Raw genomic sequence first — 17,763 nt, 5'->3', positions numbered from 1 at the left:
ACCGCGTCCAGCGCCTCGGCGAACACCGGCCGGGACGCGTACAGCTCGCGGCCCGTGCCGAGGCGCTGGCTGCCCTGCCCGGTGAACAGGAAGGCCAACTTGCCGGAGACCGGTCGGCCGCGGGTGACGCCGGCGGCGGATTCGGCCGGTCCGAGGGCGGCGAGGGACTCCAGGGCGCGTACGAGTCCGGGCTCGTCGGCCGCCGTGAGGACCGCCCGGTGCTCGAAGTCGGTCCGTCCGTTCGCGAGCGAGTGCGCGACGTCCCCGGCGCGCAGTTCCGGGTGGGCCGTCAGGTGCGCGTGCAGCTTCTCGGCTTGGGCGCGCAGGGCGGCCGGTGACTTGGCCGACAGGTTCCACAGCGGTGGTACGGCGGCGGGGGACGGGGCCGCGGGAGCGGCGGACGGCCCGTCGGGCCGGTCCGCGGTGTCCGGAGCCGGGGCCTGCTCGAGGACGGTGTGGGCGTTGGTGCCGCTGATGCCGAACGAGGAGACGCCGGCACGCCGCGGGGCGCCGGTCTCGGGCCACGGCACCGTCTCGGTGAGCAGTCGGACGGCGCCCTCCGACCAGTCGACGTTGGGGGTGGGTTCGTCGACGTGCAGGGTCTGGGGAAGCACCCCGTGGCGCATGGCCATGACCATCTTGATGACGCCTGCGACGCCGGCGGCGGCCTGGGTGTGCCCGAGGTTGGACTTGATCGACCCGAGCAGCAGCGGCCGGTCGTCCGGGCGGTCCTGCCCGTACGTGGCCAGCAGCGCCTGGGCCTCGATCGGGTCGCCCAGCGTCGTACCGGTGCCGTGGGCCTCCACGGCGTCGATCTGGGCGGGCGAGAGGCGGGCCCCGGCGAGCGCGTCGCGGATGACGCGCTGCTGGGAGGGCCCGTTGGGGGCGGTGAGGCCGCTGCTGGCGCCGTCCTGGTTGACGGCCGTGCCGCGGATGACGGCGAGGACGGGGTGCCCGTTCGCGCGGGCGGTGGAAAGCCGTTCGAGGACGAGCATGCCGGCGCCCTCGCCCCAGCCGGTGCCGTCGGCGGCGGCCGCGAAGGACTTGCAGCGGCCGTCGCCCGCCAGCCCGCGGTGCCGGCTGAACTCGGTGAAGGTGCCGGGCGTCGACATGACGGTGACGCCGCCGGCGAGGGCGAGGGTGCACTCGCCGCTGCGCAGGGCCCGGGCGGCGAGGTGGACGGCGACGAGCGAGGACGAGCAGGCCGTGTCGACGGTGACGGCGGGGCCTTCGAGGCCGAGGGTGTAGGCGATGCGGCCGGAGGCGATGCTGCCGGAGCTGCCGTTGCCGAGGAAGCCCTCGATCTCCTCGGGGACGCTGAACAGCCGGGCGGCGTAGTCGTGGTACATGAGCCCCGCGAAGACGCCGGTGCGGCTGCCACGCAGGGAGGCCGGGTCGATGCCGGCCCGCTCGAACGCCTCCCAGGAGGTCTCCAGCAGGAGCCGCTGCTGCGGGTCCATGGCGAGGGCCTCGCGCGGGGAGATTCCGAAGAACCCAGGGTCGAAGTGGTGGGCGTCGTGCAGGAAGCCACCGACCTGTTCGTACGCCTCGATGCCGCTGTCCGGGTCGGGGTCGAAGAGGACCTCGGCCGGCCATCCGCGGTCGGCGGGGTACGGGGTGACCGCGTCCCCACCGCGGGCGACGAGCTCCCACAGGGCTTCGGGGGTGTCGACGCCCCCGGGGTACCGGCAGCTCATCGCCACGATCGCGATCGGTTCCTGGTCGCGTTCCTCCACCTCGCGCAGCCTGCGGCGCGCCTCGCGGAGATCGGCCGTCGCCCGCTTGAGGTAATCGAGGTACTTCTCCTCGTTCACCATGTGTTACGCCATCCCCGTGTTCGAAGTGGTCAGAGTCGTCAAGGTCGTCGGAGGGGTCACGGTCACGGCCGTCCCGTTCCGGTGGTGGTGGTCAGGACAGGCCGAGTTCGTCGTCGAGGAGGTCGAAGAGCTCGTCGGCCGTGGCGGCCTGGATGTCCCGCTCTTCGGCGGCGCTGTCCGGTGCACTGTGCGTGTCATTCCACTTCGCCAGGAGGTCTCGCAGCCGGGCGGTGATGCCGGCGCGCTCGGCGTCGTCGGGGGCGACCGCCGAGAGGAGGGTTTCGAGCTTGTCGAGTTCCGTGTGGACGGACGGGCGGGCCCGGTCGTCGGACCGGCCGAGCCGTTCCCCGATGTACCCGGACAGGGCCGCCGGTGACGGGTAGTCGAAGATCAGCGTGACGGGTAGCCGCAGCCCGGAGGCGGCGGTGAGCCGGTTGCGGAGGTCGACCGCGGTGAGGGAGTCGAAGCCCAGGTCGAGGAAGCCCCGGTCGGCATCGACGTCGTCGGCGGTGCCGTGCCCGAGTACCGCGGCGACCTGCCCGCTGACCAGCTCGTCCACCGCCTGCTGCCGTTCGGCGGCCGGCAGGCCCGCCAGCCGCTCCCGGAGGGAACCCTCCGGTGCGGCGACGGTCCGGGAGACGGCCCGGGTCGCGGGAGCGGCGGCCCGGCGCGCCGGGGTGCGGACCAGCCCGCGCAGCAGCGGCGGCAGGGTGCCGTCGGCGGCCTGCGCGCGCAGGACGGCCGGCTCGACCCGCATCGGGACGAGGACGGCGTCGTCCAGGGTGCGGGAGGTGTCGAAGAGGGCCAGGCCCTCCTCGGGAGCGAGCCCGGTGACACCGGCGCGGGCCATGCGGGTCAGGTCGGCTTCGTCAAGGGCGCCCGCCATGCCGTCCGCGGTGGCCCACAGGCCCCAGGCGAGGGAGCACGCGGTCAGGCCGCGGGCCGCCCGGTGCTGGGCCAGGGCGTCCAGGAAGGCGTTGGCGGCGGCGTAGTTGCCCTGGCCGGGGGCACCGAAGGAGCCGGCGACCGAGGAGAACAGCACGAACGCGGAGAGCTGGTGGCCCTCGGTCAGCTCGTGCAGGTTCCAGGCCGCGTCGACCTTGGGCCGCAGGACCGTGTCGAGGCGGTCGGGGGTGAGGGAGTCGATGATGCCGTCGTCCAGGACCCCGGCCGTGTGGACGACCGCGGTCAGGGGCCGGTCTGCCGGTACGGCGGCCAGTACGGCGGCCAGGGCGTCCCGGTCGGCGGCGTCGCACGCCGCCCAGGTCACGTCGGCCCCCAGGCGGGTCAGCTCGCCGGTCAGCTCGGCCGCGCCGGGTGCCGCGTCGCCGCGGCGGCTGAGCAGCAGCAGGTTCCGTACGCCGTGGGCCCCGGCGAGGTGACGGGCGAAGAGCCTGCCGAGGGTGCCGGTCGCGCCGGTGACGAGGACCGTGCCCGCGGTGTCGAGCGCGGTGCGTGCCCGACGGGCCGGGTCTCGGCCGTCGTCGGTGCGGGCGGTACGGCGCAGGCGGAAGGCGTACGCCCCGCCGGCGCGCAGGGCGAGCTGCGGCTCGTCACCCGCCAGGGCGGCGGCCAGGGCGCCGAGGGCGGCGTCGGTGCCGTCGGTGTCGGCGAGGACGAACCGGCCGGGGTTCTCCGACTGCGCCGACCGCACCAGGCCCCACACCGGTGCGTGGGCCAGGTCGGTGACGTGGTCGCCCGGTACGGCCGCCACGGCGCCCCGGGTGAGCAGGACCAGCCGGGAGGTGTCGAGCCGCTCCTCGGCCAGCCATTCCTGGACCAGGGCGAGCGCGCGGTGCGCGGCGGTCCGGGCGGCGGTGGCCCGGCCGTCGGCGGTGGCGGTGCCGGACAGCGGGACGATCACGACGTCCGGTGCGGGGGCGCCGGCGGCGAGCTCCTCGCGCAGCGCGGCGAGGTGGGGGTGGGCTTCGAGCGGTTCGCCGCCGATGCGGAAGTCCGTCTGGTCCTCGCCCAGGACGGCCCAGCGCGCGCCGGCCGGGACCGGGCCGGCGGTGAGCGGCAGTCCGGCCCACTCCACGCCGAACAGGGACTCGTGGTGGGCGGCCCGGTCGCCGCCGAGCCGGTCCGCGGACACCGGGCGCAGGACGAGCGAGTCGACCGAGGCCACCGGGGCACCGGTGGTGTCGGCGACGTCCAGGGCCAGGCCGCCGGACGGGGCCGGGGTGATCCGGACCCGCAGGCCCGCCGCGCCGAACGCGTGCAGCCGGACGCCGGTCCAGGCGAACGGCAGCCGGGCGCCCTCGGCAGGATCGGCACCGGGGCTGCCGGGTCCGCGGAGGCCGATGGCCTGGAGGGCGGCGTCGAGGAGCGCCGGGTGCAGGCCGTAGCCGGCGGCGTCGGTCCCGTACGCCTCGTCGAGCGCGACCTCGGCGAACAGTTCGTCCTCGCGCTGCCAGGCTGCGCGCAGCCCCTGGAACACCGGGCCGTAGCCGAGGCCGGCCGCGGCGGCGGCCGGGTAGAAGCCGTCGGTGGGAACCGGTTCGGCGCCGGCCGGTGGCCATTCGGCCAGGTCGAAGGTGCGGTGGGGGGCGGGAGGGGCGAGCACGCCGGTGGCGTGCCGGGTCCACGGCTCCTCCGCCGGGGCGTCGGTCGGCCGCGCGTGCAGGGCCAGGGTGCGGCGGCCCGCCTCGTCGGCGGCGTCGACGGCCACCTGGAGCTGGACGGCGCCCTGGTCGGCGAGGGTGAGCGGGGCTTCGATGGCCAGCTCGTCGAGCGTGTCGCAGCCGACCTCGGCGCCGGCGCGCAGCGCCAGTTCGACGAAGGCGGTTCCGGGCAGCAGGACCGTGTCCATGACCGTGTGGTCGGCCAGCCAGGGGTGGGTGGTCAGGGCCAGGCGTCCGGTGAGGACCAGGCCGTCGGAGGCGGGCAGCGGGACGGCGGCGCCGAGCAGCGGGTGATCGGGGGTGTCGAGGCCGGCGGCGAGCACGTCCTCGACGGAGACGCCCACGTCGAGCCAGTAGCGCTTGCGCTGGAACGGGTACGTCGGCAGGTCGACGGGCCGGGCGCCGGTGGCGGTGCCGGTGCCGGTGCCGGTGAAGTACGCAGGCCAGTCGACGGGAACGCCGTGGACGTGGGCCCGGGCGAGGGCCGTGGCGAGGGTCTGGGCCTCGGGGCGGCCCTTGCGCAGCACGGGCACGCAGAGGGCGGCGGGCCCGCCGGTGCCGCTCAGGCAGTCCTCGGCGAGTGCGGACAGGGTGCCGTCGGGGCCGAGTTCGACGTACGCGGTCACTCCGGACGCCTCCAGGGCGCGTACGCCGTCGACGAAGCGGACGGCCTCGCGGACGTGGCGGACCCAGAATTCGGCGGAGGCCATCTCGTCGGTGACCGGGGCACCGGTGAGGAGGGACACCACGGGGATGCGCGGGGCCCCGTAGACCAGGCCCTCGGCGACCTTGCGGAAGTCGGCGAGCATGCCGTCCATGTGCGGCGAGTGGAAGGCGTGGCTGACGGCGAGCCGGGTGGTCTTGCGGCCCTGCGCGCCGAAGACTTCCGCGACGGCGGTCGCGGCGTCCTCGTCGCCGGCGACGACCACCGACTGCGGGCCGTTGACGGCGGCGATGCTGACGCGGTCGGTGAGCAGCGGCAGGACCTCGGCCTCGGCCGCCTGCACCGCGATCATCACACCACCGGACGGGAGCTCCTGCATCAACCGTCCGCGGGCGGCGACCAGTTCGGTGGCGTCCTGGAGGGAGAGGACTCCCGCGAGGTGCGCGGCGGTGATCTCGCCGATGGAGTGGCCGGCCAGGACGTCCGGTCGCAGGCCCCAGCCGTCCAGCAGCCGGAACAGGGCCACCTCGACGGCGAACAGGGCGGGCTGGGTGTACTCGGTCCGGTCGAGCAGGGCGGCGTCGGAACCGAACAGCACCTGCTTGAGAGGGAGTTCGAGGTGCCGGTCGAGCTCGGCGCACACCTCGTCCAGGGCGTTCGCGAAGGCGGGGTGGGCGTCGTACAGCTCACGCCCCGTGCCGGGGCGCTGGCTGCCCTGTCCGGTGAACAGGAACGCCGTCCGGTTCTCGCGGGCGGTCCCCCGGACCAGACCGGGAGCGTCCTCGCCGCGGGCCAGTGCGTCCAGGCCGCGGAGCAGCCCGACGCGGTCCTCGGCGACCAGCGCGGCGCGCTGCTCCAGGGCGGAGCGGGTGGCCGCCAGGGACAGGGCGAGGTCGGCGGTGCGCAGGCCGGTGTCGGTGTGGACGCGGGTGTGGAGGCGGCGTGCCTGGGCGCGCAGGGCGTCCTCGCCGCGGGCGGACAGGACCACGGGCACGAACGGCGCGCGGGCGGCTTCCCCGCCCTGCTCCGGGGCCGCGGCCGGTTCGGGCTCCACGGTCGGCTGCGGGGCCTCCTCGATGATGGCGTGGGCGTTGGTGCCGCTGATGCCGAAGGAGGAGACACCGGCGCGGCGCGGGCGTCCCGTCTCGGGCCAGGCCACCTGCTCGGTGAGGAGGGACACCGCGCCCGCGGACCAGTCGACGTGCGGGGTGGGCTCGTCCACGTGCAGGGTCTTCGGGACCACACCGTGGCGCATGGCCATGACCATCTTGATGACGCCGGCGACACCGGCGGCGGCCTGGGTGTGTCCGAGGTTGGACTTCACGGACCCGAGCAGCAGCGGCCGTTCGTCGCCGTGCTCGCGGCCGTAGGTGGCCAGCAGGGCCTGGGCCTCGATCGGGTCGCCGAGGGTGGTGCCGGTGCCGTGGGCCTCGACGACGTCCACCTCGGCGGCGGTCAGGCGGGCGTTGGCGAGGGCCTGGCGGATGACCCGCTGCTGGGAGGGCCCGTTGGGCGCGGTGAGGCCGTTGCTGGCACCGTCCTGGTTGACCGCTGAGCCGCGGAGCACGGCGAGCACCTGGTGGCCGTGCCGGCGGGCGTCGGAGAGCCGCTCCAGCAGGAGCATGCCCGCGCCCTCGCCCCAGCCGGTGCCGTCGGCGGCCGCCGCGAAGGACTTGCAGCGGCCGTCGGCGGCCAGTCCGCGCTGGCGGCTGAACTCGATGAAGGTGCCCGGCGTGAACATCACGGTGACACCGCCGGCCAGGGCCAGCGAGCACTCGCCGCCCCGCAGGGCCTGTGCCGCGAGGTGCAGGGCGACCAGCGAGGAGGAGCACGCGGTGTCGACGGTGACCGCCGGGCCCTCCAGGCCGAAGGTGTAGGCGACGCGGCCCGAGACGATGCTGCTGGAGCTGCCGGTGCCGAGGTAGCCCTCGACGCCGTCGGGCACGGCGTGCAGGCGGGCGCCGTAGTCGTGGTACATGACGCCGGCGAAGACGCCCGTACGGGTGCCGCGGACCGACGACGGGGCGATGCCGGCCCGTTCGAAGACCTCCCAGGTGGTCTCCAGGAGGAGCCGCTGCTGCGGGTCCATGGCGAGGGCCTCGCGCGGGGAGATCCCGAAGAAGGCAGCGTCGAACTCGGCGGCGTCGTGCAGGAACCCGCCCTCGCGGGCGTACGAGGTGCCCGGGTGCTCGGGGTCGGGGTGGTAGAGGGCCTCGGTGTCCCAGCCGCGGTCCTCGGGGAGACGGGTGATGCCGTCCTCGCCGGCGGCCAGCAGCTCCCACAGGTCCTCGGGGGTGCGGACGTCACCGGGGTAGCGGCAGCTCATCGCGACGATGGCGATGGGCTCGTCCTCGGCCGCGGCCACCGCGGTCGCCGTGGCCGCGGAACCGGCGGCCGTGCCCGTGCCGTCCGTGCTCGCGCTCGTGCCCGGGTCCGTGTCGCCGATCAGTTCGGTGCGCAGGTGACGGGCCAGGACGGTCGGGTCCGGGTAGTCGAAGACGAGGGTGGCGGGCAGCCGCAGGGCCGTGGCCGCGTTCAGCCGGTTGCGGAGCTCCACGGCGGTGAGCGAGTCGAAGCCCAGCTCCTTGAAGGCCCGCCCCGACTCGACGGCGGCCGGGCCGGCGTGTCCGAGCACCGCCGCGACCTGCGTACGGACCAGGTCCAATAGCGCACGGTCCTGCTCGGCGGCGGTCATCCCGGCCAGCCGGGACCGCAGCTCGGACTCGCCCCCGGCGGCGACGGCCGCGGCGTCCACGGACCGGCGCGCGACGCCCCGTACGAGGCCGCGCAGCAGCGGGGCTAGGGTGCCCTCGGCGGCTCGGGGGCGCAGGGCGTCGGTGTCCACGCGCATCAGGGCCACGACCGGGTCGTCGAGCAGGACGGCGGTGTCGAACAGTTCCAGGCCGTCGGCAGCCGTCAGCGGGGGCAGGCCGGCCCGGCGCATCCGGTTGACGTCGGCGGCGTCCAGGGAGCCGGCCATGCCGTCGGCGACGGACCACAGGCCCCAGGCGAGCGCGGTGGCCGGGAGGCCCCTCGCCCGGCGGTGCTGGGCGAGGGAGTCGAGGAAGGAGTTGGCTGCCGCGTAGTTGCCCTGGCCGGGGCCGCCGAACAGGCCGGAGGTGGAGGAGAAGAGCACGAACGCCGCCAGGTCGGGGGCCAGGTCCCGGGTCAACTCGTGCAGGTTCCAGGCGGCGTCCACCTTGGGGCGCAGCACCGCCGACAGGCGTTCGGGGGTCAGGGAGGAGGTGATGCCGTCGTCGAGGACGCCGGCGGTGTGGACGACCGCGGTGAGCGGGTGCTCGGCGGGGATCCCGGCGAGCAGCGCAGCAAGGGCGTCCCGATCGGCCACGTCGCAGGCCGCCCAGGTCGCGGTGGCCCCCGACTCGGCGAGTTCGGCGGCCAGTTCGGCCGTTCCGGGGGCGTCGGCGCCGCGCCGGCCGACGAGCAGTAGGCGGCGCACCCCGTGCGCGGTGGCCAGGTGCCGGGCGATCAGCCCGCCGAGCGCACCGGTGGCTCCGGTGATCAGTACCGTGCCGTCGGGACCGAAGGCCGGGGTGCGGTCGGTGCCGTCCTCTCCGGTGTGGTCACCCGTTTCGACGCGGGCGAGGCGCGGGACGAGCACCGTGCCGGCGCGCAGCGCGAACCGCTCCTCGTCGGAGGCCAGAGCGGCCCGCAGGGCGTCCTCGCCGCTGTCCGCGTCGGTGTCGGTGTCGGTGTCGACGAGTGCGATCCGGCCGGGGTTCTCGGTCTGCGCCGAGCGCAGCAGGCCCCAGACGGTTGCGGCGGCGAGGTCGGTCGCGTCCTCGTCCGGTGCCGTGGCGACCGCGCCGCGGGTGACGCACACCAGCCGGGCGGCGGCGAACCGCTCGTCCGCCAGCCACGCCTGGGCCAGGGCGAGGCCGTCGTGTGCTGCTGTGTGCACGGCCCCGGCGGTGAGGGGCTCGGGCGTCGGCGCGAGGAGGTGGAAGACCTCGTCCGGTACGGGTGCCCCCGCGTCGACCGCGGCGGCCAGTGCCGTGAGGTCCGCGTACCGTTCGGCGTCTGCGGGGCACACCGGGGCCAGCGGGTCCGCTCCGCCGAGGACGGCGTACCGGGCCGCGGGGGACGGGACCGGGGCGGTGGGGCCGGTGAGTTCGGTCCACTGCTGGCGGAACACGGACTCGTGGTAGGTCGTGCGGGCCGCGCGCAGCTGGTCGGCGGCGACCGGGCGCAGGCCGAGCGATTCGACGAGCGCGACGGGGCTGCCGGTGGCGTCGGCGATCTCCAGCCGGACGCTTTCGGCGCCGGCCGGGGTGAGGCGGACGCGCAGCGCGCTCGCCCCGCCCGCGTACAGCGAGACCCCGGTCCAGGCGAAGGGCAGCCGGCCCAGGCCGTCGTCGGCGCCGATGCCGTCCAGGCCGATGGCGTGCAGGGCGGCGTCGAGCAGCGCGGGGTGCAGGCCGAAGCGGCCGGCCTGGTCCTCGGCGCCCTCGGGGAGCCGGACTTCGGCGTACACGGCGCCGTCGAGCTGCCAGGCGGTGCGCAGGCCGCGGAAGGCGGGACCGTAGGCGAATCCGATGGCGTCGAGGGCGTCGTAGCGGCCGTCGAGCGGCAGCTCGGTGGCACCGGCCGGGGGCCAGGAGACCAGGTCGAAGGCCGCGGCCGGGCGGGCGGTCTCGGCGAGGACGCCGGCGGCGTGCCGGGTCCAGGGCTCTTCGGCGGGCAGGCCCTCGGCCCGCGAGTGCAGGGTGAACGGGCGGCGGCCGGCGTCGTCGACGGCGCCCACGCGGACGCGCAGCTGGACGCCGCCGTGCTCGGGCAGCACCAGGGGCGCTTCGAGGGTGAGTTCCTCCAGGTGGTCGCAGCCGAGCTGGTCGCCGGCACGGGTCGCGAGCTCCACGAAGGCGGTGCCGGGCAGCAGGACGCTGCCGAGGACGGCGTGGTCGGCCAGCCAGGGGTGCGTGGCGAGGGCGAGGCGTCCGGTGAACACCATGCCGTCGGACTCGGGCAGGGCGACACCGGCGGTGAGCAGCGGATGGGCGGTGTCGTCGAGGCCGATCGCCGCGACGTCCCCGAGGGAGGGGCCGGAGGGGAGCGCGGGCCAGTAGCGCTGCCGCTGGAAGGGGTAGGTGGGCAGGTCGACGCGCCGGGCGCCGGTGCCGGTGGCGGCGAAGTACGCCCGCCAGTCGACCCGGACGCCGTGGACGTGGGCCCGGGCGAGGGCGGCGACCAGCGACTCGGCCTCGTCGCGGCCCTTGCGGAGGACGGGCACGAAGGCCGCTTCGCCCTCGGTGACGCATTCCTGCGCGAGCGCCGACAGCACCCCGTCCGGCCCGAGCTCGACGTACGCCGTCACGCCCGCCGCCTCCAGGGCGCGTACGCCCTCCAGGAAGCGGACGGCCTCGCGGACGTGCCGCACCCAGAAGTCCGCCGAACCCATCTCGTCGGTGACCACGGCACCGGTCAGGTTCGACACGATCGGGATGCGCGGTGCCCCGTAGGCGAGCCCCTCGGAGACGTGCCGGAAGGCGTCGAGCATGCCGTCCATGTGCGGCGAGTGGAAGGCGTGGCTGACCGTGAGCCGCCTGGTCTTGCGGCCCTGCGCCTCGAAGGTCTCCGCGACGGCTGCGGCAGCGCTCTCGTCGCCGGCGACGACCACCGACCGCGGGCCGTTGACCGCGGCGATGCCGACGCGGTCGGTGAGCAGCGGCAGGACCTCGTCCTCCGCCGCCTCCACCGCGATCATCGCTCCGCCGGCGGGCAGTTCCTGCATGAGCCGACCGCGGGCCGCGACCAGCCGACAGGCATCGTCCAGGGAGAACACGCCCGCCACATGGGCGGCGGCGATCTCACCGACGGAGTGGCCGGACAGGAAGTCCGGCTTCACCCCCCACGACTCGACCAGCCGGTAGAGCGCGACCTCGAGGGCGAACAGGGCCGGCTGGGTGTACTCCGTCCGGTCCAGCAGGGTGGCGTCCTCCCCGAAGAGCACGTCCTTCAGGGGGAGTTCGAGGTGGAGGTCCATGTGGGAGCAGATCGCGTCGAGCGCGTCCGCGAAGACCGGGTGGGCGTCGTACAGCTCGCGCCCCGCGCCGGGCCGCTGGCTGCCCTGTCCGGTGAACAGGAAGGCGGTCTTGCCCGCGGTCGGCGTGCCCTCGACGAGGGCGGCGGCCGAGCCGCCCTCCGCCAGCGTCTCCAGTGCGGCGAGCAGCGAGGGGCGGTCCGCGGCGACGACGGCGGCGCGGTGCTCGAACGCGGAGCGGCCGACGGCCAGGGAGAGGCCGAGGTCGGCCGGGCGCAGTTCGGGATGCCGGGCGGCGTGGGCGTGCAGCCCGCGGGCCTGCTCGCGCAGGGCGTCCCGGGTCCGGGCCGACAGGATCCACGGCAGCGGTGTGCCGGCCGGTACGGGGGCCGGGTCGGCCGCGGGCCCGGCTTCCGGGGCCTGCTCGACGATGGTGTGGGCGTTGGTGCCGCTGATGCCGAAGGAGGAGATGCCGGCCCGGCGCGGGCGTCCGGTGCCGGGCCACGCCGTGGCCTCGGTCAGCAGGGCGACGTCGCCCGCCGTCCAGTCGACGTGCGGGCTGGGCTCGTCCACGTGCAGGGTCGGGGGCAGGACTCCGTGCTGCATGGCGAGGACCATCTTCATCACGCCGGCGACGCCGGCGGCGGCCTGGGTGTGGCCGAGGTTCGACTTGATGGAGCCGAGCAGCAGGGGTTGTCCCTCGGGGCGGTCCTGGCCGTAGGTTGCGAGCAGGGCCTGGGCCTCGATCGGGTCGCCGAGCCGCGTGCCCGTGCCGTGGGCCTCGACGGCGTCCACGTCGGTGGCGGACAGTCCGGCGGCGGCCAGGGCCTGGCGGATGACGCGCTGTTGCGAGGGGCCGTTCGGGGCGGTCAGGCCGTTGCTGGCGCCGTCCTGGTTGACGGCCGAGCCGCGGACCAGGGCGAGGACCGGGTGGCCGCGGCGGCGGGCGTCGGACAGCCGCTCGACGAGGAGCATGCCGAGGCCCTCGCCCCAGCCGGTACCGTCGGCCGCGGCCGCGAAGGCCTTGATCCGTCCGTCGGGGGCCAGGCCGCGCTGACGGCTGAAGTCGATGAAGGAGGCGGGCGTGGACATGATGGTCACACCGCCTGCCAGGGCCATGGTGCACTCGCCGGCCCGCAGGGCCTGGATCGCCCAGTGCAGGGCGACCAACGAGGAGGAGCAGGCGGTGTCGACGGTGACCGCAGGGCCTTCCAGGCCCAGGACGTAGCTGACGCGTCCGGAGACGACGCTCGCGGCGTTGCCGGTGCCGAGGAAGCCCTCGGTGCCGTCGGGTGCGGCGAGGATGACGTCGAGGTAGTCCTGCCCGTTGGTGCCGGTGAAGACGCCGATCCGCTCGCCGCGCACGGACGCCGGGTCGATGCCGGCCCGTTCGAGGACCTCCCACGAGGTTTCGAGCAGGAGCCGCTGCTGCGGGTCCATGGCGAGGGCCTCGCGCGGGGAGATACCGAAGAAGGCGGGGTCGAACCCGGTGGCCCCGGCGAGGAAGCCGCCCTCGCGGACGTAGGTGGTGTTCTCGGTGAGGGACTCCGGGTCGTACAGGCCGTCCAGGTCCCAGCCGCGGTCGGCGGGGAAACCGGAGACCGCGTCGCGGCCGTTGACGAGCAGTTCCCACAGCTGCTCCGGCGTGTCCACGCCGCCCGGGAAGCGGCAGCTCATCGCGACGATCGCGATGGGGTCGTCATCGGTGGCGGTGCCGGTCACAGCGACGGGGCCCTGCGCGGCGTCGGCGTCGGCGGAGTGCGCGTGGCCGAGCAGCTCGCCCTGGAGGAAGGCCGCCAGGGCGAGGGAGTTGGGGTAGTCGAAGATCAAGGTGGCGGGCAGGCGCAGGCCGGTCCGGGCGGTGAGCAGGTTGCGGATCTCGACGGCGGTGAGGGAGTCGAAGCCGAGGTCGCGGAAGGCGATGGCCGGGTCGACGGAGGCCGGGCCCGGGTAGCCGAGGACGGCGGCGATCTGGGTGCGGACGAACTCCAGGGCGAGCACGTCGCGTTCGGCGGCCGGTGCCCGGTCGAGCTGTCGGGCGAGGGAGTCGGCGGCCGGGTCTGCGGTCGCGGTGTCGGCGGTGCCGGTCGCGGCGAGGGCGGCCGCGGCTTCGGGGAGGTCGGCGATCAGCGGGCAGGGGCGTACGGCGGTGAGGCCGGGTGCCAGCCGGCCCCAGTCGATGTCGGCGACGACGGTTGCCGTCTCGTCGAGGGTGAGGGCGGTGTGCAGGGCCGACAGGGCGAGTTCGGGGGCGAGGGCCGGGAGCCCGGCGGCGCGCAGGCGTTCGGCGACGAGTTCGTCCGTGGCCATGCCGCCCTCGGCCCAGGCGCCCCAGGAGATGACGGTGGCGGGCAGTCCGTCGGCGCGGCGTTGTTCGGCGAGGGCGTCCAGGGAGGCGTTGGCCGCGGCGTAGTTGCCCTGTCCGGCCGCGCCGAAGGCGGCGGCGACGGAGGAGAAGAGGACGAACGCGGAGAGGTCCAGGTCGCGGGTCAGCTCGTGCAGCACGGCGGCCGCATGGGCCTTGGGGCGGAGGACGCCGGCCAGGCGGTGCGGGGTCTGCGCGTCGAGGACGCCGTCGTCGAGGACGCCTGCGGCGTGGACGACGGTGGTCAGGGGAAGCCCGGCCGGGACGGCGGCGAGCAGCCCGGCCACGGCGTCGCGGTCGGTGACGTCGCAGGCCGCGAGGGTGACCCGGGCTCCCAGGTCACGGAGCTCTGCGGCGAGTTCGGCCGCTCCGTCGGCCTCGGGTCCGCGCCGGCTGACGAGCAGCAGGTGCTCGGCGCCGTTGCGGGCGAGCCAGCGGGCCACGTGGCCGCCGAGGGCGCCGGTGCCGCCGGTGACGAGGGCGGTCCCTGAGGTGGTCCACTCGCCGGCGGGGGCCTGCTCCCGGGGGGCGCGGACCAGCCTGCGGACGAAGATGCCGGTGGAGCGGACGGCGAGGTGGTCCTCGGTGCCGAGGCCCGCCAGGACGTCGGTGAGGCGGGCGGCGGACCGCGTGTCCGGGGTCGGGGGCAGGTCGACGAGGCCGCCCCAGCGGCCGGGGAGTTCGAGGGCGGCGGTCCGGCCGAGGCCCCAGACGGCGGCCTGGGCGGGTCCGGTGAGCCGGTCGGAACGGCCGGTGGAGACGGCGCCCCGGGTGGCGGTCCAGAGCGGGGCGTCGACGTCGGCGTCGCCGAGGGCCTGGACGAGGGCGAGGGTGGCGGCGAGGCCGGCGGCCAGGGCTTCCGGGTCCTCGGGGTGCGGCTGCTCGTCGAGGGCGAGCAGGGACAGCACTCCGGCAGGGGCCCCCGTCTCCGCCAGGCTTTCCAGGATCCGGGGGGCGAGGGCGGTCCGGTCGTCGGCCGTGGTGTCGACCGTGAGGGTGCTGACGGTCGTGCCGCGGGCGGTCAGGGCCTCGGCGGCGGCGAGGGACCAAGGGGCGTCGGCGTGGCCGGCGGGCACGACGAGGAGCCAGTGGCCGGTCAGGGGCGCGGGCTCGCTGTCGGTCAGCGGCTTCCAGGTGATGCGGTAGCGCCAGCCGCCGACGGTGTCGCGGTCGCGGTGGCGGCGGTGCCAGGCGGAGAGCGCGGGCAGCACGCCGCTGAGGGGCTCGTCGCCGGCGACGCCGAGGGTGTCTGCGAGCGCGGCCAGGTCCTCGCTGTCGACGACCTCCCAGAACCGCGCGTCGGTGGCGCCGGGTGCGCGGCCGTCGACGGGTTCGGTCAGGTCGGTGAAGGGGTCCCGGGGCCAGTACAGCTCGCGCTGGAAGGCGTACGTCGGCAGCTCGACGCGGTGTGTGCCGGTGGCGGCGAAACGGGTGGCCCAGTCCGGGGAGAGCCCGCGTACGTGGGCGCCGGCTACGGCGGCGGTGACGGACCGGGCTTCGGGGCTGCCGGTGCGCAGGGCCGGCAGGAAGGCGGCGGCGCGGGGGCCGGTGGCGGTCTGGCAGTCCTGGCCGAGGGCGGACAGGACACCGCCGGGGCCGAGTTCGACGTAGGCGGTGACGCCGCGGCTCTCCAGCCAGCGGACGGCGTCGAGGAAGCGGACGGTCTCGCGGACGTGCCGCACCCAGAAGTCGGCCGAGGCCATCTCGCCGCCGGCGAGGGCGCCGGTCAGGCAGGACACGACGGGGATGCGCGGGGCCTCGTAGGTGAGCCCCTCCGCCACCCGGCGGAAGGCGTCGAGCATGCCGTCCATGTGCGGGGAGTGGAACGCGTGGCTGACGGCGAGCCGCTTGGTCTTGCGGCCCTGCGCCTCGAAGCCCTCGGCGAGGGACAGGGCAGCGTCCTCGTCCCCCGCGACGACCACCGAGCGGGGGCCGTTGACCGCGGCGATGGCCACCCGGCCGGTCAGCAGCGGCGCGACCTCGTCCTGTGAAGCCTCCAAGGCGATCATCGCGCCGGCGGCCGGGAGGGCCTGCATCAGCCGGCCGCGGGCCGCGACCAGGGTGCACGCGTCGTCCAGGGAGAACACGCCGGCCACGTGGGCGGCGGCGATCTCACCGATGGAGTGCCCGGCCAGGAAGTCCGGCTCCAGGCCCCAGCTCTCGACGAGCCGGAACAGCGCCACCTCGACAGCGAAGAGCGCGGGCTGGGTGTACTCCGTCCGGTCCAGCAGACCGGCGTCCGTTCCGAACAGGACGTCCTTCAGCGGCAGTTCGAGGAGCGGGTCGAGCCGCTCGCACACCGCGTCCAGCGCGGTCGCGAACACGGGCTCGGTGTCGTACAACTCCCGGCCCGTGTCCAGGCGCTGGCTGCCCTGTCCGGTGAACAGGAACGCCAGCTTGCCTTCCGTGGCGGTCCCTTCGACCACGTCGGGCGAGGGGCGGCCCTCGGCGAGCGCGGCGAGGCCGGAGAGGAGTCCGTCGCGGTCCTCCGCGATGACCGCGGCACGGCGGTCCAGGGCGGCGCGGGTGAGCGCCTGCGCGGAGGCGACGTCGGCGAGTCGGAGCCCGGGCCGGTCGGTGAGGTGGGAGTGCAGTGCGGCCGCCTGGGCGCGCAGCGCGGCCTCGGTCTTGCCGGACAGGACGACCGGCCAGACGGTCGGCTGGCCGGCGGGCCGGTCGTCGGCGGCGGGCTCGTCCGCTGCGGGCTCGTCACCGCTCTCCAGGATGACGTGGGCGTTGGTGCCGCTCATACCGAAGGACGAGACGCCGATCCGGCGGGGCCCGTCGTGCCGCGGCCAGGGTCGGGCCTCGGTGAGCAGGGACACGTCACCGGCCGACCAGTCGACGTGCGGGGTCGGCTCCGACACGTGGAGGGTGCGGGGCAGCAGTCCGTGACGCATGGCCATGACGCTCTTGATGACGCCGGCGACGCCGGCGGCGGCCTGGGCGTGGCCGATGTTGGTCTTGAGCGAGCCCAGCCACAGCGGCCGCCCGTCGGGCCGGTCCTGGCCGTACGTGGCGATGATCGCCTGCGCTTCGATGGGGTCGCCGAGGCCGGTTCCCGTGCCGTGCGCCTCGACGGCGTCGATCTGGTCGGGAGTGAGCCGGGCGTTGGACAGCGCCTGGAGGATGACGCGCTGCTGGGAGGGGCCGTTGGGGGCGGTCAGGCCGTTGCTGGCGCCGTCCTGGTTGACGGCGGTGCCGCGGATGACGGCGAGGACGTGGTGGCCCTTGCGGCGGGCGTCGGACAGCCGCTCCACGAGGAGGACGCCGACGCCTTCGGCGAGGCTGAAGCCGTCGGCGTCCGGCGAGAAGGCCTTGCAGCGGCCGTCGACCGCGAGGCCGCGCTGCTTGCTGTAGTCGATGAACGTGCCGGGCGCCGCCATCAGGGTGGCGCCGCCGGCGAGGGCGAGCGAGCATTCGCCGTTGCGCAGGGCCTGCACGGCCAGGTGCAGGGCGACGAGGGAGGAGGAGCAGGCAGTGTCGACGGTGACGGCCGGGCCTTCGAGCCCGAAGGTGTACGACAGGCGGCCCGAGGCGACGCTCGCCGCGTTGCCTGTGCCGAGGTAGCCCTCCACGTTCTCGGAGGAGCTCAGCAGCGCGGTGAGGTAGTCGTGGCTGCTGGTACCGACGAACACGCCGACTTGCTTGCCGCGCATCGAGGTCGGGTCGATGCCCGCCCGCTCGAACGCCTCCCAGGAGGTTTCCAGCAGGAGCCGCTGCTGCGGGTCCATGGCGAGGGCCTCGCGCGGGGAGATGCCGAAGAGCGACGGGTCGAAGCGGGCGAAGTCCCGGACGAAGCCGCCCTGGTCGGCGTAGCTGGTGCCGGGGTTCTCCGGGTCCGGGTGGTAGACGGTGTCCATGTCCCAACCGCGCTCGGCGGGGAACCCGGTGATGGCGTCGGCCTCGTCCACGACCAGTTGCCACAGTTCCTCGGGCGAGGCGGCACCGCCGGGGTAGCGGCAGCCCATGCCGACGATGGCGATGGGGTCCTGGTTCTTGGCCTCGACGTCGCGGAGCCGCTGCCGCGTCTGGTGCAGGTCTGCCGTCACCAGCTTCAGGTAGTCCCGCAGCGTTTGTTCGTTCGCCATGTAACGCAACCACCCAATTTGCAGCAGACGGCATCGGAAAAGACTGAGCGCAGAGCCGAGAATTCACATCGGAAATGCGGGTGCTTCGCATATCGAGCGAAGCGACTTCTCGGCGGCAGGCTATGTGCCGCTCAATCTCCCCGACAACCCCTAACTGCCCCCTACGCACCCCAGGGAGCCGGAGCGCACAGGGGGCAGCAA

2 protein-coding genes are annotated in these 17,763 nt (G+C 75.3%); both read right to left on the bottom strand.

Annotated elements, in window-relative coordinates:
• Nucleotides 1-1,817: type I polyketide synthase (locus ACFV7Q_RS28330; protein WP_385432516.1), on the bottom strand; the 1,817-nt coding region annotated here is incomplete at its 3' end.
• 91 nt (nucleotides 1,818-1,908) lie between these two features.
• Complete coding sequence (locus ACFV7Q_RS28325; protein WP_385432518.1) at nucleotides 1,909-17,523, bottom strand: type I polyketide synthase; 15,615 nt, start codon at nucleotides 17,521-17,523, stop codon at nucleotides 1,909-1,911.
• Nucleotides 17,524-17,763: the final 240 nt, after the last annotated feature.

Origin of the sequence: Streptomyces sp. NPDC059851 (assembly GCF_042732005.1) — a bacterium.
Taxonomy (GTDB): Bacteria; Actinomycetota; Actinomycetes; order Streptomycetales; family Streptomycetaceae; genus Streptomyces.
Note: the sequence above shows the minus strand (reverse complement) of the source record. Positions and strands in the feature narration are given on the sequence as shown.